Source organism: Halopseudomonas sabulinigri, from assembly GCF_900105255.1.
GTDB classification, from domain to species: domain Bacteria; phylum Pseudomonadota; class Gammaproteobacteria; order Pseudomonadales; family Pseudomonadaceae; genus Halopseudomonas; species Halopseudomonas sabulinigri.
In genome coordinates, this window is the sequence record NZ_LT629763.1 from 1,276,557 (window position 1) to 1,298,583 (window position 22,027).

A 22,027-nucleotide genomic window follows, 5' to 3' on the forward strand; every position below is an offset into this window, starting at 1 on the left:
TACTCCTAACGCTTGTGGCCGGTATCCAGCTTGCGCTCCAAATGCATGGAGTAGCGGGACATGCCGAAACAGAAAATCCAGAACACCAACGCCGCAAAGACATAGCCTTCGGTCGCCATGCCCAGCCAGGCCGGGTCGGTGGTCGCTTGTTTGATGCTGTTGAGCAGGTCGAACAGGCCGATGATGATCACCAGACTGGTGTCCTTGAACAGCGCGATAAAGGTATTGACGATGCCGGGAATAACCAGCTTCAGCGCCTGCGGTAGAATCACCAGACCCATCATGCGCCAGTAGCCCAGGCCCATCGCCGCGGCAGCTTCGTACTGCCCCTTGGGGATCGCCTGCAGGCCGCCGCGCACCACCTCGGCGACATAGGCCGACTGGAACAGGATGACGCCAATCAGCGCTCGCACCAGCTTGTCGAAATTCATCCCCTCAGGCAGGAACAGCGGCAGCATCACCGAAGACATGAACAGCACCGTAATCAACGGCACACCGCGCCAGAACTCGATAAAGGTCACACAGATGACGCGAATGGCCGGCATGTCGGAGCGCCGTCCCAGCGCCAGCATGATGCCCAGCGGCAAGGCCCCGGCGATGCCTACAGCGGCGATCACCAGCGTCAGGGTCAAACCACCCCACTGACTGGTCGGTACGGTTTCCAATCCCAAAAAGCCACCGTGCAGCAGCCAGTAGGCCAGCAATGGATAGGCAACCAGAAAGCCAATGCCGTAACGCGCCTTGTGCCGCATGGCGTCAATAAACAGCGGCGCCGCCCCGACTATCGCCAGTATGACCGTCAGGTTCACCCGCCAGCGCAGCTCGGTGGGATAAAAGCCGTACATGAACTGGCCAAAGCGCTGTTGAATGAATACCCAACAGGCGCCCTCACTGGTGCAGTCCGCGCGGGTGGTGCCCACCCAATCGGCCTGGATGAAGGCCCAGTTGATCAGCGGCGGTACGATCAGCCACACCAGATACAGGGCAAATAGCGTCAACAGGCTGTTGAACCAGCCGGAGAACAGGTTCTCGCGCAGCCAGGCCAGCACGCCAATGTTCTGCTTGGGCGGCGGCATGTCCGGTTTGAAAGTATGTGTTTGCATAGCGGCTCCTCAGCGCTCAATCAGCGCTATGCGCCCGTTGTACCAGTTCATGAACAGCGAAATGCTGATACTGATGGCCAGGTAAACGCTCATGGTGATGGCAATGACCTCAATCGCCTGCCCGGTCTGATTGAGCACCGTCCCGGCAAACAGCGAGACCATATCCGGATAACCGATACCGGCAGCCAGCGACGAGTTCTTCGCCAGGTTGAGGTACTGACTGGTCAGCGGCGGGATGATGACACGCAGCGCCTGCGGGATGATGACCAACCGCAGCGTCTTGCCAGCCGGCAGCCCCAGTGAGTGAGCAGCTTCAGTCTGACCGTGATTGACCGACTGAATACCGGCGCGCACGATCTCGGCAATAAAGGCTGCGGTGTAGATACTCAAGGCCAGGGTCAGCGCCATCAGCTCGGGTATCAGCACCCAGCCGCCGGTGAAGTTGAAGCCCTTGAGTTCGGGCACCGTCCACACCAGTGGGTTGCCGGCAATGAGCACTGCCAGGCCGGGAATCACCAGCAGCAGTGCCAGCACCGAAATCAGCAGCGGGAAAGGTTGCCCCGTCGCTTCACGGCGCTTCTTTGCCCAGCGCCCCAGCAAGAACGAGGCAATAATCGCCACCAGCAGTGCCGCAAAAAACAGCCCAAAGGATTCGGACAGCCCAGGGGACGGCATGTACAGGCCGCGGCTATTGAGAAAAAAACTGTCCAGCACACCCAGGCTCTGTCGCGGCCCGGGCAACGCCAACATCACCGCAAAGTACCAGAACAGGATTTGCAGCAGCGGCGGAATGTTGCGGAAGGTTTCAATGTAAACCGTCGCCAACTGGCGGATCAGCCAGTTCGGCGATAGCCTCGCTACCCCCAGCAGAAAACCCACCAGCGTAGCCAGAATGATGCCGATAAAGGACACCAGCAGCGTATTGAGCAAACCAACAAAAAACACTCGGCCGTAGCTGTCAGTCTGGGTGTAATCGATCAGGTGCTGAGCTATACCAAAACCGGCGGTGTTATTGAGAAAGGCGAACCCGGAGGTGATACCCCGTTGTTCCAGGTTGGTCTGTGTATTGTCGAACAGATACCAGCCGAGCCCCACTACTGCAGCAATGGAAATCAGCTGAAAAATCAATGCCCGCCATTTCGGATCAGTCCAGGCCGACCCACTACGTCGCGGCGCATTGGCAACATTTTGCATATAAGCCTCTCGCATCCTCTGCTCGCACGGCGAGCGAAGATTTGCTTGTCAGAACGACATCAGCCCGACCGCAAGGGCCGGGCTGATGTGGCGGTAGAGATCAGCGCACCGGTGGTGCGTACTGGAGTCCGCCTTGGTTCCACAGGGCATTGAGGCCACGCTCAATCTTCAGCTCACTGCCGGCACCGACATTGCGCTCGAAGCTTTCACCGTAGTTACCCACCTGCTTGACGATCTTGACTGCCCAATCAGCCGGCAGCTTCAGATCCTTGCCATACTCGCCTTCGGCGCCGAGCAGACGCGCGACGTCCGGATTGGCAGTCGACTTGGCTTTCTCTTCCACATTGGCCGAGGTCACACCCAGCTCTTCGGCGTTAACCATGGCAAACAACGACCAGCGTACGATGTTGAACCACTCATCATCGCCCTGACGCACGACCGGACCCAGCGGCTCCTTGGAGATTACCTCAGGCAGCACCACGTACTCGTCTGGCGCACCCAGCTTGATGCGCTGCGCGTAGAGCTGCGACTGGTCAGAGGTCAACACGTCACAACGGCCTGATTCCAGCGACTTGGCGCTTTCATCCGAGGTGTCGTAGGTGATGGGGGTGAATTTCAGGTTGTTGGCGCGGAAGTAGTCAGACAGGTTGAGCTCGGTGGTGGTACCGGCCTGGATGCAGACGGTGGCGCCGTCCAGTTCCTTGGCACTACTTACACCCAGCTTCTTGTTGACCAGAAAACCCTGACCGTCGTAGTAGTTAACGCCGGCGAAGTTCAGGCCCAAGCCGGCATCGCGTGAACTGGTCCAGGTGGTGTTGCGCGACAGCATGTCGACTTCACCGGATTGCAGCGCAGTGAAGCGCTCCTTGGCTGTCAGCGGGCTGTACTTGACCTTGGTCGCATCGCCAAACAGCGCAGCGGCCACGGCACGGCAAACATCCACATCCAGGCCCAGATAATTGCCCTTGTCATCGGCATAGGAGAAACCGGGCAATCCGTCACTGATACCGCATTGCACAAAGCCCTTTTTTTGCACTGCATCCAGCGTGGCGCCTGCTTGTGCAAAACTGCTGACGCCCAATACTGCGGCGGTGGTAAATACTGCCAGGGTGGATTTCACCATCTTCATTTGTATCTCCAGTTTGCTATTTTTGTGTAGGAGTCTCGCGCCGACCCTGACCACTCTTATGGAGGGCGGGCTGGCAAGCCAGCGACAGGTCACGGTGTCGACCTGCCTGTTGACTATAGCGGACGCGGGACTGATAGCAATTTGCCTATGGTCGAACACAGTGCACTCGACCTTCCGTTTTAACCGCCTGAAAATTGCGCGGCCCTCTGCGACGCTGCTTTCGGCAAAACCGGTGATTTTGCCCAAGGGCATGCGCCAACAGCCGGAAGCATTAATGCAAGTGCCGTACCAGCGCCCGGAATAGAGCGGTCGGCGAATTGGCCATCAGATGAACTTGTATCAGTGCGACATTTTCTTCTTAAATTCGCCACAGAGTGTTCCGGGCCGCGCATCAAATAGGCGCAGCACGGTTACCAAGGGTGACAAAAGGGGGGCAATGGAGGGAAAACTGGGGGATATGCCGAGGCTGCTACGCGAAGCAGCCTCGCCAGACGATGCTTGCCTGAGGACAGTGCAAAACCGTCAGCCACGTTACGCAGCCGACCGCACTCGCGGTAACACACTCGGGTTACTTGCTGGGTATCTCCTGGACGCTGTCCAGGCTAGCCAGCAACTTTTCAGCCGCTACCGGGCGTCCCAGGTAATAGCCTTGCAATGTATTACAGCCGAGCCGCGTCAGCAGCGCCTGTTGCTCCGCAGTCTCCACCCCTTCGGCAACAATCTTCAAGCCTAGCGTTTTACCCAGCGCAATGATGGCCGAGACGATCGCCGCGTCATCATTGCCCTGAGCCAGTTCGGTGACAAAGCCGCGGTCGATCTTCAGCTCGTTGGCGGGCAGCCGCTTGAGGTACAACAGGCTGGAATAACCGGTGCCGAAATCATCAATCGAGATGCTCACACCCAGGCTGGTCAGTTGATCGAGAATGATCAGGCTGGTCTCCGCATCGCGCATAGCGGTGGACTCGGTCACCTCCAACACCAGACAAGCGGGCGCCACGTCATGCCGCTGCAAGGCATCGCGTACGGTGTCTACCAGCCCGGGGTGGCCCAACTGCACGGTAGAGAGATTAACCGCGATGCTCCAGCTGTCATGGCCCTGCCGGTGCCAGAGCTTGAGTTGGCGGCAGGCCTCGTTGATCACCCAGTTGCCGATCGCGACTATCAACCCGGTGCGTTCAGCCAGTGGCAAAAAGGCATCCGGCGCCACCATGCCGCGCTGCGGACTATTCCAGCGCAGCAAGGCTTCCACGCCGATCATTGGCCCTGCCGGGGCCACTACCTTTGGCTGGTAGTGCAGCAAAAACTCGTTGCGATCCAGCGCGCCAAGCAGCTCCTGCTGCAGCTGCAGCTGCGCGTGTGCGTTGGCGTTCATCTTTGGCTCAAAGAAGCTGTAGCAATTACGCCCTGCTTCCTTGGAGTGGTACATGGCCGCGTCCGCGTTAACCATCAGCTCATGCGCGGTTTCACCGTCGCCGGGGTACACCGCCACGCCAATACTCACCGACACATGCAATGTATTGCTCTCAACCTGATACGGCTTGGCCAGGCTCTCGACCAGACGCTGTGCCAATGCTGCCGCGTCCTCCGGCTCACCCGGATCAATCAGCAGCACGAACTCGTCGCCGCCCAGGCGGGCCGCGGTATCCTCACTACGTTTGGTATCCAGAATGCGCTGCGCCACTTCAGCCAGCAGGCGGTCGCCAGCATGATGCCCGTAGATGTCATTCACCGATTTGAAGCCGTCCAGATCCATGAACAGCACCGCAAAGTTGCGTCGCTCACGGGTCGACTTCTGGATCGCCTGATCCAGTCGGTCATCGAGCAGAATACGGTTGGGCAAACGGGTCAGGTTGTCGTGCAGTGCCAGCTGCACTAACTCGCTGTTGGCTTCATCCAGCGAGGACGCCAGCAAGCTGGTGCGCGCATCGAGCATGGAAATGATCAGTGCAATGGCAAACACCGCCAGGGTCACCACGATGACCACAATCGCCAGCCACTGGGTATCGATACCACTGTTGGCCGCGCCGCAGAAGCTACCAACGGGAAACTGCGCCGCCGCCATGCCGGTGTAGTGCATGCCGACGATAGCGACGCCCATGACCAGCGAGGCGCCGATGCGCGCAAAAAACACCTTGTCCGAGTCGCTGCGCAAACGAAAGGCGATCCACAGCGCCGCGCCGGAAGCCACAATGGCAATGACCACAGACAACACCAGAATCCAGGGCACATAAATCACCTGCGGCGTCATCAACATGGCCGCCATGCCGGTGTAGTGCATCGCGGCGATACCCGCGCCCATCAACAACGCACCGAGCACCAGATGCAGCCTGGGCATATCACGTTGGCACACCAGCCAAAGCGCAAAGGCGGATGATCCAATGGCAATCAGCAACGACAGGAGCGTCAACTCCAGGTCGTACCCCAGCGGTATCGGCAAGCTGAAGGCCAGCATACCGACAAAGTGCATCGACCAGATGCCGAACCCCATGGCAAAGGAGCCCCCGACCAGCCATAACACTGCAGCACGGCCCCGCGCGCTGGCCACGCGCGCCGCCATGTTGAGCGCCGTATAGGAGGCGAGAATGGCAACGATCAGAGAAAAGGTGACAAGAATGGTGTTGTAACTGCTGGCGAGCATGGTTCAGCGAGTCCGGATTGATATGGCAACTACGTGGCTTATGGCCATTATACGGATCAGCGCTGATGTAGAGCCCTAAAGCCAGCGCCAACCGACAGAAGGTAGCATGCCAGCCCTACCGCTCTCCAGCTCAAAATCGTCTCAGCATCACTGCGAATCCCCACCGTGAAGCGACAGGCACAGTGCAGGCCTATTATATTATTATTGACATCTAATAATTATAGGCATCATATTAAACACCAGATCAGATCGCCAAGCACGCGTGCGGGCGTCCCGCAAAATCCTCCAACCACGGAGCAATGACAATGAACAGCATCACCGCTGCCAACGCCCCTACCTTCTCCGCCGACCAAATTTTTCAACAGGCCTGCCGCGCCTTCAGCCGTCCCAGGCGCATCGCCGCCAGTCCGGCAGAGCAGGAATTATTGGCTCAGGCCAGCCACAGCGTGCATCGCCATGCCGATCAGGAAATCCAGGTGTGGACGCTGGGCAGTGGCCCACGCGTTCTTCTGGTACATGGCTGGGACAGCCGCGGCTCACACCTCGCCGCCTTCGTTGAGCCGCTGCTGCGGGCCGGTTTCGCGGTGACCCTGTTTGACCTGCCGGCACATGGCGACTCCAGCGGCGATCACAGCAGCGTCGTTCACGCCAGCCAGGCACTGCTGTCGCTGACCCGCGAGCTGGGTGATGTGCAAGCAGTGATCGCCCATTCGATTGGCTCTGCCGCTGCGCTGATTGCCTTCCAACAGGGATTGCAGGTGAAAGCCAGCGTGCACCTGTGCGGGCCGAGCTCCCTGTCCGCCATGGTCAAGCTGCAGGCGCGCGGCTTTAGCTTGAACCCCGCGCAGAGCGAGGCATTCCAGCGCTGGGTAGAAGACTTCATCGGCCAGCCGACGCAGTCGGTGGACCTGCCAAGCTTGCTCGACGGCCTGCGCCACCGCGCCCTGATCATGCATGACCCAGAGGACAAGGTGGTACCAGCTGCCGCCTCGCAAGACCTGCACGCTGCCTGGCCCGGCTCGGAGTTGGTGACGCTGCAGGGATTGGGGCATCGCCGCGTACTGACCGACACTCAGGTGATCACACGTGCGGTAACCCATGTGAGCCAGCAACTTGTCGCGAGCACAGCCCCATGAGCGTGCCGACACCGCCCGATCTGGCAGTCAGCGCGGCTGCGCCTGTAGACCGCCGTCTCAGTAGCTCGGTGCTGGTCGTGCTGGCGAGTCTGGCAGCACTGGGTACGCTATCGACCAACATCATCCTGCCCTCGTTCCCGGCCATGGGCGCAGACCTGGGCATGACATCACGCGATATGGGACTGACGCTGTCCTACTTCTTTGTCGCCTTTGCTATCGGCCAACTGGTGGTCGGCCCCCTCTCGGATCGCTGGGGTCGCAAGAAACTGGTCATCGGCGGCCTGCTGATCTTTGCGGCCGGCAGTGTGCTCTGTGCCTATGCCAATGACCTCACTACCCTGCTGACCGGGCGGGTGGTGCAGGCACTGGGCGTATGCGCAGCCTCGGTGCTATCACGCGCGATCGCCCGCGATTTGTTTGAAGGCGAAGCGCTGGCGCGCACGCTGGCGCTGATCATGGTCGCCATGGCGGCGGCCCCCGGCTTCTCACCGCTGCTGGGGAGCGCGTCCGAGAGCTTGCTGGGCTGGCGCGCGACCTTCGGCATTGTTGGCGGGCTGGGCATTCTGGCAGCGCTCGCCTACGCCAGCCGTATTGGTGAAACCCACGCGCTCGAACGGCGCCAATCGGTATCCGCACCGGCCATGCTCGGCCAGTACGTGGCGTTGCTCAACGACGCACGCTTCGCTCGCCCGGCGCTGGCTGTGAGTCTGATTGTCGGCGCGCTGTACGCCTTCTTCGGCGCGGCCCCGGCGGTGCTGATGGTCGGCATGGGCCTGAGCGCCTTTGAACTCGGTCTGTTGTTCGCGGGCACGGTAATAGTGGTATTTGCCTCGGGCTTGCTGGCACCAAAGCTCGCCCAGCGTTGGGGCGCTGTGCGCGTGGCGACCGGCGGCATACTGCTGGCCCTGTTTGGCGGCACCGCCGTGTATCTGGTACAGGATCAACACAATCTGGTGCTGTTCACCCTGGCACTCACCGTCTTCCTGGCGGGCATGGGCACGGTCAATCCGCTGGGTACGGCGCTGACCCTGCAACCCTTCGGCCAGCAGGCTGGCGCCGCCTCTGCCCTGCTCGGCTTTCTGCAAATGAGTTGTGCCGCACTGGGCACCTGGCTCACCAGCGCGCTTCCGCTCCCGGCCACCGCAACACTCGGCCTGACCCTGGCGGCCTTTTCGCTACTCGCGTTGTTTGCCTTCAGCTTTGCCCGCAGCACGGCGCGCGCAGCTTAAGACCAGGCCCTCGCTACAACTATAGCCAGACAACCATTGACTGGCTGCCCGGCTACAGGCGGATAATCAACCCCGCAAGGCGTCTGCTGCCCGCAGCAGCGCCTGCGAGGTACTCTCCCAACCAAGGCAGGCATCGGTCACCGACACGCCATACTTGAGCTCTTTGGACAGCGGCTGGCCGCCTGCAAACAGATGGCTCTCCAGCATGACGCCGCGCAGACTGGCTTGCCCTGCCAAGCGCTGCGCGACTACCGACTCCAGCACTTGGGGTTGCCGAGCCGGGTCTTTGCCGCTATTGGCGTGACTGCAATCGACGATCAGGCCCGGTGCAATGCCCTGCGCCTGCAACGTCGTGCAGGCGGCTGCCACGGCGTCGGGCTGGTAGTTCGGCCCGGCATGACCGCCCCGCAGCACCAGATGGGTATCCGGGTTACCGCGGGTATGAATCATGGCCGCACGCCCCTGCTCGTCCATACCAAAATGCTGATGCGCATGCGCCGCCGAGCGCATGGCATCGCAGGCAATAGCAATGCCGCCGTCGGTGCCGTTTTTGAAGCCTACGGGGAGATCCAGCCCGCTGACCATTTCCCTATGAATCTGCGATTCACTGGTGCGCGCACCAATCGCCGCCCAACTCAGCAGATCATCGAGGTAACCGGCGGCAAGCGGCTGCAGCAACTCAGTCGCCAGGGGTAAACCCAATTCAGCGATATCCAGCATCAGGCGGCGCGCCAGGGCCAACCCGCCGGCCATATCGCCGCTGCCATCCAGCTGAGGATCGTACAACAGGCCTTTCCAGCCAACGGTCGTGCGCGGCTTCTCTACGTAGGCACGCATAACCAACAGCATCTGGTCACTGACCTGCGGCGCCAGTTCGGCCAAGCGCTGCGCGTAGTCCAGCGCGGCATCCGGGTCGTGCAGCGAACAGGGGCCGGCGATGACCAGCAGCCGGGCATCCTCACCGCGCATGATCGCGCGAACAGCCTCGCGACCCTGCTGCACACTGGCAGCAGCACGCACGCTGAGGGGCAGCCGGGCACGCAGCTGGGCTGGTGTCGGCAAAGGCTGCGAACTGCGCGGGGCAGGCAGTGATGTAGGGGTGCAAAGAGCAGAAACCGTGGCGTTCATATAATGCTTTCCTCAGTCGGGCGATGTACCGCGCCGACGCTATCTGGGTGTTCGTTGATTACCGGTGCAATGGCCTGAAGTTGCGCTGCCGCCGAGCCAGCGGCTGACAGTAAATCGGCAGGTAAAGCGTGAATAAGTGCAATAAGTCAGCATCTGTAAACCCTCATCAAAGTTCGAATAAAAACCAATAAAAAACCCCGGGCGGGAGGCCGACCGGGGTTTGCGTACTGCGGGTGGCGTCCCTTTGATTCAGGGCGCCTGTGGGGTATCAGGCGCGCCTATGGCTAAACCAATACCCAAAATAAAATGCGTTCATTGCCAGTGCCGGCAGCGCGCGCAGCGATGCAACGCGAGATGCGTTGGCAGCAGACACAGTGCGATGAACAGGCATGACAGACATGTAACTCTCCGTTGAACTGGTGACGACTCTAGCCGATCACGCCAATGCTTGGCAACCACCCGCTGCCAGGCATCGGCGCCAAGGCACTACTTACGCTTGGGTGGGGCCAGCCCGTCAGAACTGGTGACCACCTGGCCCTGTAGTGGGCGCGATGGCCGTTTCCCCGCCTTGGGCTTCTTCGATTTGGCCGCCGGCTTCTTCTTGTCGTCTTTTTTCTTCTTCGCGCCAACCGGCTTGCCGGAGGACTTGACCTTTTTCGGACCCTTGAAGCTGCCGGGCACTTCCTTGAGGATGCGCCGTTCGAACTGGCGGCGCAGGTAGCGCTCGATGCTCGACATCAGATTCCATTCATGCGGACTAATCAATGAAATCGCCAGCCCGCTGGCGCCCGCGCGTCCGGTTCGACCAACGCGGTGCAGATAATCATCACCACTGCGCGGCATGTCAAAGTTGATCACCCGGTCCAGCTCGGCAATATCCAGGCCGCGGGCGGCAACATCAGTGGCTACCAGTACACCGCTCTGCCCCTGTTTGAAGCGCTCAACGGCGAGGTTTCGCTCCTTCTGGTCCTTCTCACCGTGCAACACATAAACCCGCAGGTCCATTGCTCGCAACACGCCATTCAAGCGATCTGCCGCTACCCGGGTGTTAGTAAAGACGATGCTCTTGCCTTCACCCTGGTTAACCAACAGCCATTTGAGCATGGCTTCCTTGTGGGGGTTGTCATCGGCAGGTATCACCTGCTGGGCGATGGCTGGCGTATCGTCGCGTACGCTGGTCAACTCCAGAATGTCCGGCTCGTGCAGTACCGAGTCGATCATCCGTTGCAAGCCACGGTTACCCTTGGTAGCCGAGTACAGCGCCGTCTGGCGCGGTTGCGGGCAGGCTTCTGCCAGCGTGGTTACATCTTCACTGAAGCCCATGTCCAGCATGCGGTCGGCTTCATCCAGCACCAGCGTCTGCACGCTGCCCAGCTCAAGGTTACCTGCGGCGAGTTGTTCCAACGCACGCCCCGGCGTGGCGACCACAATATCCGGATTCTTGCGCAACCGCGCTGCCTGAACCTTGAAGTCTTCGCCACCGGTGACCAGTTCGGCCTTGAGGAAGGTGAACTGGGCCAGGCTGGCAATATCCTTGACCACCTGACGGGCCAACTCACGGGTAGGCACCAGAATAAAACCGCGTGGTGCCAACGGCTTGGATTCGTCCTGCAATAGACGCTGCAACAGCGGCAGTACAAAAGCTGCCGTCTTACCGCTGCCAGTCTGGGCAATGACATACAGGTCCTTGCCGGCGATAGCAGCAGGAATGGTTGCACTCTGCACCTGCGTTGGCTGCTCGAAGGAGAGTTCTTCGAGCGCCTTGAGCAGGCGTTCATGCAGATCAAGTTGATTAAACGTGGATTCGCTAGACAAGGGCATCACTCTGGAAGGTCGGTATCAAGGCCGGTGCGGCAATGCCAACAGTCTAACAGATGTGCAGTCGTTCGCCGGCTGAAAGCCGCGCGCAAGGAAAATCGCAGACAAAAAAAGGGGTATCCGAAGATACCCCTTAAAAACCCAAACTTCTTACTAAAGCAGCATTAAAGCTTAACGGATACCCGAGGAGCGCAGGGCCGCCGGGGTGAACTGGTTGTAGTTCGGATCGTAATCGAAGTTAGGCGCGTAGGCCTCTTCGGTGAACATACCCAGTGCGATGTAACGACCAGCCAACAGGTCATACAGGGTCTCGATGGAGTAGCCCGGAATCTTGTTGGCATAGTTGAAGCCGATATGGCCTTCACCTACGCGCCACAGAGTGCCACGACCGTCGTAATGGTCAGCCAGGTTGATCATCCAGGAATCTTCGTCAACGAAGAAGTTACGCTGGGCGTAAATATGACGCTGACCTTCCTTGACGTTGCCCTGTACTTCCCACACGCGGTGCAGCTCGAAGCGAGTGTAGTCGGGGTTGATGTGGCCTGCATTGAGCACGTCTTCATACTTGACGCCACGATCGGTCAACTTGCCGCTGTTGTAAGGAACGTAGATTTCCTTCTTGCCAACCAGCTTCCAGTTGTAGCGGTCGGGTGCGCCGTTGTACATGGCGAAGTTATCCGACGTACGCATGCCGTCAGACGCGGTACCTGGGCCGTCATAGGCGACCTGAGGTGCGCGACGCACACGACGCTGACCGGCGTTGTAAACCCACGCCATGCGCGGCTCTTTCAACTGATCCAGGGTGTCGTGTACCAGCAGTACGTTACCCGCCAGACGTGCCGGGGCGTTTACGCGCTGTTTAAAGAACAGCAAGGTGTTCGGCATGGTGGACTCATCCACGTCGGACATTTGCTGCGGGTAACCCACTTCTTCTTCCAGCTTGATCAGCGTGAAAGAACCGTTGGTCTGCGGCATGGCCTGCATGTACAGACGCTGCACGTTCAGACGATAACGGGTGTTGTGGTTCCAGATCACTTCTACGCCCGATTGCGGAATCGGGAAGGCGAAGGTGCCGTGCGAGAAGTTGGAGATACCGTCGCCGCCGTTAACCAGCTTGGCTTGACCGGCGGTCTGCTTGACCTGGTCGTATACAGACTGCGGGTAACCAACAGTACGCTCGGACTTGTACACCGGCATCTTGAAGGTTTCCGGGTAGCGCTCGAACATGGCGACCTGACCGGGCGTCAGATTCTCTTTGTACTGCTGATAGTTCTGCGCAGTAATTACCATCTCGGGCTGCTGGCCCTTGAAGGGGTCTTCGTAGAAATTGTCGCCCAGTGCCTTACCGGCATCCGTCGGAAGGCCGCCGGTCCACTCGGGAATGGTACCGGCCGCGTTACCGGCCTTCTCGGCGCCAATGGGCGTGAGCGAGGAGCCCAGCTCATCGATCTGCGCCTGGGTCAGGCTTTGTGCCATGACACTGGAAGCCAACAGGCTCAGCGCCAAACCGCCTGCGCCCAATAGAGTTTTTTGCATACGCATATTGTTATTTCTCCTTTAAGCCGGTCTTAGAAGCTTACGCTGAAGGTGAGGGACGCGTAGTCACGGTCAACGTTGGTGTTGTACTTGCCATCAAAGAAGCTGGTGTAGCTGATACCGGCGTTGTAGCGGTTCGCGTAATCGGCATCCAGGCCAACGCTGATTGACTTGGCGTCTTCAGTGAAGTTGGGGCCAGTACCATCCACGTCATGAGACCACGCCAAGGTTGGAGTCAAGTTTACCCCGGCAAAAACGTTGCTGTAGTTAAGCGACGCTCGGATACGATAACCGTAAGACCAATCGGTGTAGAACCCTTCATTTTCGCACCAGCTGTCAGCGTTAGGGGACTGATCAGCAGGATCCGGTGCAGCCTGGGAAGAACAGGTTCCGTTAGCATACGGGCTCTGACCAAACAGAGAGTCACGACCGTACATGGTATCGCCCGCGCTATCGCCGATGCCGCCGATATAGTTAACACCCGCTTCACCAACCAGGGCCAAACGACTCGCACCAAGCACGCGCTCCACGAACTTAATGGCGGTTACCTGAGCCTGATAAAACTCTTTACGGTCGTAACCTTGGATGTAGTCGCCCGGCGCATAGGTAATGCCCCGATGAATATTATCACCGGCCAAAGTCAGCGCTGTCCGGCTCATGTCGCCCGTATTGAGCTGCATAGGCATGTTGGGACGATAGCTGACTTCACCGCCCAAGGACACGCCGGAGACGCTAGTTTGAAAGCTAACACCGTACAGCCGGATATCTTCGGGATATTCAAAGAAGTAGCCTGCAGCACCGCCTACACCGTCAATGCCCACCGAGGGACCAGCTCTATTTGAATAAATAGGTGCACGGCTGTGATAGTTCATCGCGTAAAAGCCAAACTCGGAATCATTCAGCTCAGGCGCAAAATAACGGAAGGCAACGCCAAACTGGCCATCATCCCTTGCTTCTTCGTTATGCTGAGTTCGAACGATATAAGTACCTGGGATCTGTTCGCCTTGGGGAGCGTCCGCTGGACCCGCGAAGTTCAGACGATCTACGCAACCTTCAGCCAACGTATCAGCGCCAAAGAATGTACCGCAGTTATCAATCGCATAAGGATGCCATTTCAACTGATAGAACGCTTCCATACTCAAGTTTTCAGTAAGGCCTTGAGAAAGGTATAGCATTTCAACAGGCAATAGACCTTCTTTCAGCTCGGCACCGGGACGACGCAATGCAGCAACGTCGATCGGATTGATTGAGTTGATAGAGTTCTGAATAAATGTGGACTCACCCCAACTGACCACTTGGCGACCAAGGCGAATATTGCCTGGATTGTTGCCAATAAAGTAGTTGTGATAAACGAAGGCGTCCAGCAGCGCTACACCTGAAGACTTTACCAGTGGGTTACGGCCTGAATCGTCGATATCATAAAAGCGCTGGTGGCCGTCCTTGGTTTCAAAGTCATACCAATACTTACCGCGTACAAAGGCGCCGGAGTTGCCATAACGCAGCTCAAGGTCATGCACGCCACGGAAGATCTTGGAAAAAGCGTCGCCCTTTTCATAGTTCAAACGACCGTCATCGGATGTCCGCGCTGCAGCTTCACCGCCATTTTTGGGGGAGATAAATCGCTTGTCGGCATCTTCCATGGACCAACTGGCACCCACAGACAGCTGTGAGTCAAACTGGCCTTCTACCTCACCCAGCGAGAAGCTAATAGCATTCGCCGACCCAGAGAAACTGGCCAGCCCGATTGCCAGAGGCAAAGCGGCGAGCGACCAAGCATGCATTTTTTTTGTCATTGTGCTGCTCCGTTAGAATGAATCATGGGCGCCAGACGACTGGGAGGCCTCTAGCACCGAGGACAAGTCTGTCACGAGATAAAAAACCGAATTGGCCGATTCGGACGAGTTTTTTGGCCGGTAAGGACATTCATGCAATGAATACCCTTTGGTTTTGACGTGCAATTATCCGTTGCAAAATTTTGCACAATCACCTGCATTCCTCTATGGTTGAGGCAGGATAAAGATGTATCCAATCACAATAATAAAATTCGAGACGTCTTCTGCTTATGAATCCGGAACTCCATCCGCTACCGTCCGAGCGCGTGCATGAACGCGCTCTGTGGGCGCAGGGCATTGCACAATGCCTTGAAGAGTACGACAAGAGCATCAAGGATCTCCCCGCCGACTTGCGCTGCCATTGCAAGCAAGCCGACCTCAGCCTGACCCATATCAGTCAAACCGATATCAATCGGCTCTGGCATGCCGCAGCACGGCTGTCGCAGGACGATTGCTTTGGCCTGCGCATGGGCCAGCGGCACCAGAGCAACACTCTCTCCCTGTTGTGCCTGGCCGCTGCTTCAAGCGACACACTGGGTGATGCCATTCAGCGCATCATTCGTTTCATGCCGGTGTTCAGCACGCAAGTACAGCTGTACTCGGTCGAAGATGATCAGTACCTGACGCTCTATTTTCAGCCAAAGGGCGCGCCACACCCGATGCATATGGAAGCGCTGATGAGCCAGTGCAGCCGTATCTGGGACGCACTGGGGATTGGCAAAGCCGGGCTGATGCTGGAAACCCGCCTGACGGGCGAACACGACAAGAGCCGCATTGACTGTGAAGCCATCCTCGGCGGCCGCGTGCGACTCGGCGCCAAGCGGCAGTCCGTGCGAATCAATCGTCGCTTCTTGAACTCTCGCCTGCCCAACGCCGATGCTTTTTTACGCAAGCGGCTGGATAACTCACTGGAGGACATGCTCAGCGACCTGCCCAACGTAGACTTTGCCGAACAAGTGAAGCAACGGATTCGCGTGTTGGTCTCGGAACGTACCGTGTCCGAGGAGCTGGTATCAACGCCGTTCAACATGAGCCCACGGCATCTGCGCCGCAAACTCAGCGAAACCCAAACCACCTATGAGAAGTTGCTGGATGAAGTGCGCATGGAATTGGCCGTACGCCTTATAAAGGAAGGCAAACTGAATCTCGGACGAATTGCGTTTGAGCTGGGTTTTCTCGACCCCAGCAGCTTTACCCGGGCTTTTCGCCGCTGGACGGGCGTCAGCCCTACAACCTTCCGCAGCCAGTACACTCAGGCCGCTGTGCCATCCTGATCCCGGTGCGGAACCTGTACCACCACAAGGGGCGCAAGAGCGCCCTTTTTGATGCCTGAAAAAAGCTTCGTCAATCGGGCGCGTTACCTGATCGTATTCTCAGACCCCGGCCAACGCAAAACGCCTGTACTCTGCTGCGTTTCTTGTCTCCCTGGCCGCGGAACCATCTGCACTGATGGTCCCGCCGCTAGCGCCGCTGCCTAAAAGCTTGCACCCACGCTGAAAGCCATGAAATCCCGATCCTTGACCACGCTGTACTTGCCGTCAAAGAAACTGGTGTAACTCAAGCTGGCGTTGTAGCGATTCTTGTAGTCGGCGTTCAAACCGAGGCTCACCGACTTGGCATCCTCGGTGAAGTTGGGGCCATACCCATCAACGTCATGCGACCAGGCCAGATTGGGCGTCAGGTTGATGCCCGCAAACACATTGCTGTAATCAAGCGCCGCACGCAGCCGATAGCCCCAGGAGTTTTCCGTCACAAAACCATCATCCTCGCACCAGCGTTCGCTGTTTTCGGCCGAGGTATGCGCCAGACAAGCACCACCTGCCAGCGGGCTAATAGGCGCCTGACCAAACAGCGGGTCGCGACCATAGCGCGTACTGCCAGCGCCGCTCTCAAGCCCCCCTATGTGGTTGAATCCGACCTCGCCGGCTACCGTCAGACGACTCGCCCCCCAGAACCCGATCAAAAAAGTGAATCATTGACAGCTGTGCCTGCCACAACTCCTTGCGCCGATAACCGGTGATCTCATCTCCCGCTTGCAGGCCCGGGTTCTGGCTGTTGTAGACCGGGCTGATTGCACCGTAATTGAAACCACCCAGGATCGCCGCCGGCAAAGCAGTAAGACTCAGGTCGGAGCTATTGATTTGCAGGTTGTAATTCGGTCGATAGCTCACCTCACCCGCCACGGTACTGCCCGCAATCAGGCTTGAGAAGCTCAGGCCATACAGCCGAATATCTTCGGCGTACTCCAGGAAATAACCCGCCGGACCCGAGGCGCCGTCAATGCCGGGAATACCCGGCAGCACGGTGTCATACCCGCGCACCGTCGAAAAGGTAGGCGCGCGGCTGTGGATGTTCATGGCATACAGACCGAACTCGGTATCATTCAGCTCTGGCACAAAAAAGCGCAAGGCCGCGCCAAACTGACCATCGTCACTGGCATCTCGATCTTTCATGGCCCGGGTGTTGTAGGCCGCCAACCCTGCAGGACCGCCATTGGTCAACCGCGGGTCACCCTGAGCGTAATCCACCCCGGCGACCACCACGCGGTCGTTACACCCCTTGGCCAACACATCACTGGTAGAGAAGAAGGTGCCGCAGTTGTCTACTACGCTTGGCGCCCACTTGAGCTGGTAGAAGAACTCCGCAGACAGGTTCTGGGTCAGCCCTTGCGAGAGGTAGATCATCTCAACCGGAATAAGCCCCTCTTTTACCTCGGCGCCAGGGCGACGGAACGCCGAAACATCAATGGGGTTGATCGAGTTAATGGAGTTGCCGATAAACAGGCTTTCCCCCCAGCTGACCACCTGTCGGCCAAGCCGAATATTGCCCGGGTTATTGCCAATGGTGTAATTGTGGTAAACAAAGGCGTCGAGCAATGCAACGCCAGAGGCCTTTTGCAGAGGATCGCGCCCAGCGTCGTCAATATCATAGAAGCGCTGATTACCGTCCTTGGCTTCAAAGTCGTACCAGTACTTGCCGCGGACCAACGCCCCGGAATCGCCATAGCGCAGCTCCAGATCATGCACGCCCTTGAATACGGTGGAGAACACATCCCCTTTCTCGAAATTCAGATGCCCGTCATCGCTGGTTCTGGCAGACGCTTCACCGCCATTGGTGGGGTGAATGTAATCGCTCTGCGGATCCTCCATCGCCCAGCTCACCCCTAGCGACAGCTCGGAATCAAACTGCCCCTGTACATCACCCAGTTTAAAGCTAGCAGCCATACCAGAGAAGCTGGCGGCCAAACCTATGGCCAATGGCAGCGAAGCCAGCGGGCGTGGCGCGGTTATCTTTATCATTGTTCTGTGCCTTATTGTTGTTATGCAGACTCTTCGATGCAGATGAAGCGCAGCGCGGGGGCACTTCAACGGCTCCTTCAAATCAGACTAGCACGCAAAGGAATGAACATTCATTTATTTTTTTGTGAGAAATAGCGCCTCAGAAACAGCTGCTCGCCCTTTAACAACAACAAAAAACAGGCACAAAAAAAGGAGCCATGAATGGCTCCTTTTTCATACACACAACCACTTACACCTTAACGGATACCTGAAGAACGCAGGGCCGCCGGGGTGAACTGATTGTAGTTCGGCTGGAAGTCGTACTGCGGAGCAGAGGCTTCCTCCGAGTACATGCCCAGCGCAATGTAACGGCCTGCCAGCAGGTCATACAGGGTCTCGATCGCGTAACCCGGGATCTTTTCCTTGTAGTTGAAGCTGATATGGCCTTCACCTACACGCCACAGAGTGCCACGACCATCGTAATGATCCGCCAGGCTGATCAGCCAGGAGTCTTCATCAACGAAGAAGTTACGCTGTGCGTAGATATGACGCTGGCCTTCCTTGACGTTACCCTGCACTTCCCACACGCGGTGCAACTCGAAGCGGGTGTAGTCAGGATTGATGTGACCGGCCTGCAGCACATCTTCATACTTGACGCTTGGGTCGGTCAGCTTGCCGCTAGTGTACGGAATGTAGACTTCCTTCTTGCCAACCAGCTTCCAGTTGTAACGGTCAGGTGCGCCGTTATACATGGAGAAGTTGTCGGAAGTACGCATACCGTCAGACGCGGTACCCGGACCGTCGTAGGCCACCTGCGGTGCACGACGTACACGGCGCTGACCGGCGTTGTAAACCCACGCCATGCGCGGCTCTTTCAACTGATCCAGGGTGTCGTGCACCAGCAGTACGTTACCTGCCAGACGCGCTGGCGCGTTCACGCGCTGCTTGAAGAACAGCAGCGTGTTCGGCATGGAGGACGCATCCACATCAGCCATCAGCTGCGGATAACCCACTTCTTCTTCCAGCTTGATCAGCGTGTAAGAACCGTTGGTTTGTGGCATCGCCTGCATGTACCAACGCTTGATGTTCACGCGGTAACGAGTGTTGTGGTTCCACACCACCTCGGCGCCCGACTTGGGAACCGGGAAGGCGAAAGAGCCGTGTGCGAAGTTGGAAATGCCGTCGCCGCCGTTAACCAGCTTGGCCTGACCGGCAGTCTGCTTGACCTGGTCGTACACGGCCTGCGGGTAACCCACCGAACGCTGGGTCTTGTAGACCGGCATTTTGAAGGTTTCCGGATAGCGCTCGAACATGGCGACCTGACCTGGGGTCAGGTTGTCCTTGTACTGCTGATAGTTCTGCGCCGTAATGACGAACTCAGGCTTATCTCCAGCGAAAGGGTTTTCCAGGAAGTTGTTAGCCAACTCCTTGCCTGCATCAGTGCCCAGACCGCCAGTCCACTCGGGAATGGTGCCCGCCGCGTTGCCGGCTTTTTCTGCGCCGATTGGCGTCAGGCTGCTACCCAATGAATCAATTTCAGACTGGGTCAGGCTTTGTGCCATGACACCCGTGGCCAGTAGGCTCAGAGCCAAACCGCCTGCACCCAACAGAGTTTTTTGCATACGCATCTTATTGTTTCTCCTGTGGTCGGTCTTAGAAGCTAACGCTGAAGCTGGCGGACAAGAAGTCGCGATCAACGTTGGTGTTGTATTTACCATCGAAGAAATCGGTATAGCTCAGGCTGGCGGCGTACTTGTTACCGTAATCCGCGTTCAGACCTACGCTGATGGACTTGGCGTCTTCAGTGAAGTTAGGGCCGTAACCTTCAACATCGTGAGTCCAAGCCAGGTTCGGGCTCAGGTTGATGCCGGCGAATACGTTGCTGTAATCCAGCGAAGCACGCAGGCGGTAGCCATAAGACCAGTCAGTATAGAAGCCGTCGTTTTCACACCAGCTAGCAGCATTGGGAGACCGGTCGGCAGGCGCAGTGCCTTGATTGGATGAGCAAGTACCAGTAGCAGCTCCGTCACCGTCTACATAAGGGCTCTGACCAAACAGCGAGTCACGACCAAACTTGACGTCACCCAACCCACCAATGTAATTGACGCCAGCTTCGCCGACCAACGCCAAGCGACTGGCGCCCATGACACGGTCAAAGAAGTTGATGACGGTAACCTGCGCTTGATAGAACTCTTTACGCTCATACCCTTGAATGTAGTCACCTGGCTGAAGAGTGCCTGCTAGGCCTCGGTGCGTATTGTCACTACCAGGCACAGTAATGTTACCAACACCAGGAACAGGAACTCCCGCAGCAACAAGCGCTGTGCGGCTCATATCGCCGGTATTGATCTGCATCGGCATATTCGGACGATAGCTTATTTCACCCGCGACCGAAGCACTGCCCGCCATAGTTTGGAAGCTCATGCCGTACAGGCGAATGTCTTCCGGGTATTCAAAAAAGTACCCAGCCGGGCCCTCTACACCATCGACACCAGTCACAGTGTCGATCATGCCTGGAATAGTAAGAATAGCGCTTGGTAAGGCGTTCGCCTGAACCAACGCAGCCGGGCCTGCCAAACGTCCAGCGACGTTAGAATAATAAGGTGAACGGCTGTGGTAATTCATGAAGTAAAAGCCGAACTCGGAGTCATTCAGTTCAGGAGCAAAGTAGCGGAACGCCACACCGAACTGGCCATCGTCTCTTGCTTCTTTGTCTTTACTCGCCCGTACGATGTAACTTGAGCCACCCAAAGCAGAATAAGCGCCATTTTGCAGCTGGGGGTCGCCTTGAGGGTAGTCAGTACCAGAAACAACAAGACGGTCATTACACCCTGTCGCCAAAGTGTCTGAACCAAAAAAAGTACCGCAGTTATCAATTGCGTAGGGGGCCCACTTCAGTTGGTAAAAAGCTTCCATACTCAGGTTTTCGGTCAGACCCTGAGACAGATAAAGCATTTCAACCGGCAACAACCCCTCTTTCAACTCAGCGCCTGGCCGACGCAGCGCAGCGACGTCAATCGGGTTGATAGAGTTGATGGAGTTCTGGATGAAAGTAGACTCACCCCAGCTCACTACCTGGCGACCCAAACGGATGTTGCCTGGGTTATTACCGATAAAGTAGTTGTGATAAACGAAAGCATCGAGCAGCGCTACACCAGCACCTTTCACCAGTGGTGAGCGGCCAGAGTCGTCAATATCATAGAAACGCTGGCTGCCGTCTTTGGTTTCAAAGTCGTACCAGTACTTGCCACGTACAAAGGCACCGGAATCGCCATAACGCAGTTCCAGGTCGTGTACGCCGCGGAAAATTTTGGAGAAGACATCCCCCGCTTCGTAGTTCAGACGACCATCGTCAGAAGTACGCGCAGCAGCTTCACCACCGTTGGAAAGAGAAACAAAACGCTTGTCCGCGTTCTGCGTGGACATGCTGGCGCCGATGGAGAGCTGAGAGTCCAGCTGACCTTCCACTTCGCCAAGGTTGAAGTTGACTGCGCTAGCAGTACCCGAAAAGCTGGCCAGGCCAATTGCCAGAGGCAATGCGGCTAGGGACCAGGCATGCATTTTTTTTGTCATTGTGCTGCTCCGTTTGGGTGACATGAACCTGTGTATCGAGGGACACGTTCAGGACAAACGCAGTCTGTCACGAGGCCAGCACAAATAACCTGCCCGCATCGGCCAATTTATTTGTCCCAAGAGGACATTCATCAATTGAATTGCCACTATAGATGTTGCCGGAGTTCACCCGTCCGGGTGACTGGCAGACACTCTGCAAACAGCGCTAAATAATCCCATTGAAGTGGGACTAAAGCGCTCTGGATAGCGCGATACCCACAGCGAAAGCAGAACAATTGGCACCCGATTACATTTCTTTACAGCACCCTTACTCCGGCGTTACTGCGGCGTGGGCAACGCCAACCGTGGCCTGCAAGCTAATACCACATTACTTGTAACAACATTCTGCTCTGCGAAACCACATTCCGGGCTTCTACCCGTATTTTTTATCGTT

At 57.5% G+C, this 22,027-nt stretch carries 13 protein-coding genes and 1 pseudogene; 3 read left to right on the plus strand and 11 right to left on the minus strand.

Annotated elements, in window-relative coordinates; all coding sequences use genetic code 11:
- Positions 1-5: 5 nt before the first annotated feature.
- From BLU26_RS05695 to BLU26_RS05715, 4 genes are all read right to left on the minus strand, one after another.
- On the minus strand, positions 6-1,103 hold the full coding sequence (locus BLU26_RS05695) for an amino acid ABC transporter permease (protein WP_092284666.1): 1,098 nt from the start codon (positions 1,101-1,103) through the stop codon (positions 6-8).
- A gap of 9 nt (positions 1,104-1,112) precedes the next feature.
- The gene (locus BLU26_RS05700) at positions 1,113-2,297 is read right to left on the minus strand and encodes an amino acid ABC transporter permease (RefSeq protein WP_092284668.1); all 1,185 of its coding nucleotides are present in this window, start codon (positions 2,295-2,297) and stop codon (positions 1,113-1,115) included.
- A gap of 100 nt (positions 2,298-2,397) precedes the next feature.
- Positions 2,398-3,426 carry an amino acid ABC transporter substrate-binding protein gene (locus BLU26_RS05705; protein WP_092284670.1) on the minus strand — a complete coding sequence of 343 codons (1,029 nt, stop codon included), beginning with the start codon at positions 3,424-3,426 and terminating at the stop codon, positions 2,398-2,400.
- A gap of 568 nt (positions 3,427-3,994) precedes the next feature.
- On the minus strand, positions 3,995-6,064 hold the full coding sequence (locus BLU26_RS05715; protein WP_092284674.1) for a putative bifunctional diguanylate cyclase/phosphodiesterase: 2,070 nt from the start codon (positions 6,062-6,064) through the stop codon (positions 3,995-3,997).
- A 305-nt stretch (positions 6,065-6,369) separates the two neighbouring features.
- On the opposite strand from BLU26_RS05715, the gene BLU26_RS05720 reads away from it, so the two are divergent.
- Together BLU26_RS05720 and BLU26_RS05725 are read left to right on the plus strand one after the other, a co-directional pair.
- Positions 6,370-7,200, plus strand: a complete 831-nt coding sequence (locus tag BLU26_RS05720) for an alpha/beta fold hydrolase (protein ID WP_157719309.1) — start codon at positions 6,370-6,372, stop codon at positions 7,198-7,200.
- Entirely contained in the window at positions 7,197-8,429 is a 1,233-nt protein-coding gene (locus BLU26_RS05725) for a multidrug effflux MFS transporter (protein WP_092284678.1), read from the plus strand. The genes BLU26_RS05720 and BLU26_RS05725 overlap by 4 nt, the downstream gene beginning before the upstream one ends.
- A 66-nt stretch (positions 8,430-8,495) precedes the next feature.
- Here BLU26_RS05725 and BLU26_RS05730 read toward each other — a convergent pair whose 3' ends face one another.
- From BLU26_RS05730 to BLU26_RS05745, 4 genes are all read right to left on the minus strand, one after another.
- Positions 8,496-9,557, minus strand: a complete 1,062-nt coding sequence (locus BLU26_RS05730; protein WP_092284680.1) for a 3-deoxy-7-phosphoheptulonate synthase — start codon at positions 9,555-9,557, stop codon at positions 8,496-8,498.
- Positions 9,558-10,043: 486 nt separating this feature from the next.
- Positions 10,044-11,378, minus strand: a complete 1,335-nt coding sequence (locus tag BLU26_RS05735; protein ID WP_092284682.1) for a DEAD/DEAH box helicase — start codon at positions 11,376-11,378, stop codon at positions 10,044-10,046.
- Between the two features lie 168 nt (positions 11,379-11,546).
- Positions 11,547-12,911, minus strand: coding sequence for a DUF1329 domain-containing protein (locus BLU26_RS05740; protein ID WP_092288381.1), 1,365 nt, complete (start codon positions 12,909-12,911; stop codon positions 11,547-11,549).
- 32 nt (positions 12,912-12,943) lie between these two features.
- Positions 12,944-14,704 carry a DUF1302 domain-containing protein gene (locus BLU26_RS05745; protein WP_092284684.1) on the minus strand — a complete coding sequence of 587 codons (1,761 nt, stop codon included), beginning with the start codon at positions 14,702-14,704 and terminating at the stop codon, positions 12,944-12,946.
- 269 nt (positions 14,705-14,973) lie between these two features.
- Here BLU26_RS05745 and BLU26_RS05750 point away from each other — a divergent pair, with 269 nt between their 5' ends.
- Complete coding sequence (locus BLU26_RS05750; RefSeq protein ID WP_092284686.1) at positions 14,974-16,017, plus strand: AraC family transcriptional regulator; 1,044 nt, start codon at positions 14,974-14,976, stop codon at positions 16,015-16,017.
- Between the two features lie 200 nt (positions 16,018-16,217).
- On the opposite strand, the pseudogene BLU26_RS05755 reads toward BLU26_RS05750, so the two are convergent.
- From BLU26_RS05755 to BLU26_RS05765, 3 genes and pseudogenes are all read right to left on the minus strand, one after another.
- Positions 16,218-18,042: pseudogene (locus BLU26_RS05755) on the minus strand (DUF1302 domain-containing protein).
- Between the two features lie 236 nt (positions 18,043-18,278).
- Positions 18,279-19,643, minus strand: coding sequence for a DUF1329 domain-containing protein (locus BLU26_RS05760; protein ID WP_231702046.1), 1,365 nt, complete (start codon positions 19,641-19,643; stop codon positions 18,279-18,281).
- Between the two features lie 31 nt (positions 19,644-19,674).
- On the minus strand, positions 19,675-21,594 hold the full coding sequence (locus BLU26_RS05765; RefSeq protein WP_092284690.1) for a DUF1302 domain-containing protein: 1,920 nt from the start codon (positions 21,592-21,594) through the stop codon (positions 19,675-19,677).
- Positions 21,595-22,027: the final 433 nt, after the last annotated feature.

Coding starts and splice junctions, on each gene's coding strand:
- BLU26_RS05695 (WP_092284666.1), bottom strand. CDS start 1,103: ATGCAAACACATACTTTCAAACCGGACATGCCGCCGCCCAAGCAGAAC.
- BLU26_RS05700 (WP_092284668.1), bottom strand. CDS start 2,297: ATGCAAAATGTTGCCAATGCGCCGCGACGTAGTGGGTCGGCCTGGACT.
- BLU26_RS05705 (WP_092284670.1), bottom strand. CDS start 3,426: ATGAAGATGGTGAAATCCACCCTGGCAGTATTTACCACCGCCGCAGTA.
- BLU26_RS05715 (WP_092284674.1), bottom strand. CDS start 6,064: ATGCTCGCCAGCAGTTACAACACCATTCTTGTCACCTTTTCTCTGATC.
- BLU26_RS05720 (WP_157719309.1), top strand. CDS start 6,370: ATGAACAGCATCACCGCTGCCAACGCCCCTACCTTCTCCGCCGACCAA.
- BLU26_RS05725 (WP_092284678.1), top strand. CDS start 7,197: ATGAGCGTGCCGACACCGCCCGATCTGGCAGTCAGCGCGGCTGCGCCT.
- BLU26_RS05730 (WP_092284680.1), bottom strand. CDS start 9,557: ATGAACGCCACGGTTTCTGCTCTTTGCACCCCTACATCACTGCCTGCC.
- BLU26_RS05735 (WP_092284682.1), bottom strand. CDS start 11,378: ATGCCCTTGTCTAGCGAATCCACGTTTAATCAACTTGATCTGCATGAA.
- BLU26_RS05740 (WP_092288381.1), bottom strand. CDS start 12,911: ATGCAAAAAACTCTATTGGGCGCAGGCGGTTTGGCGCTGAGCCTGTTG.
- BLU26_RS05745 (WP_092284684.1), bottom strand. CDS start 14,704: ATGACAAAAAAAATGCATGCTTGGTCGCTCGCCGCTTTGCCTCTGGCA.
- BLU26_RS05750 (WP_092284686.1), top strand. CDS start 14,974: ATGAATCCGGAACTCCATCCGCTACCGTCCGAGCGCGTGCATGAACGC.
- BLU26_RS05760 (WP_231702046.1), bottom strand. CDS start 19,643: ATGCAAAAAACTCTGTTGGGTGCAGGCGGTTTGGCTCTGAGCCTACTG.
- BLU26_RS05765 (WP_092284690.1), bottom strand. CDS start 21,594: ATGACAAAAAAAATGCATGCCTGGTCCCTAGCCGCATTGCCTCTGGCA.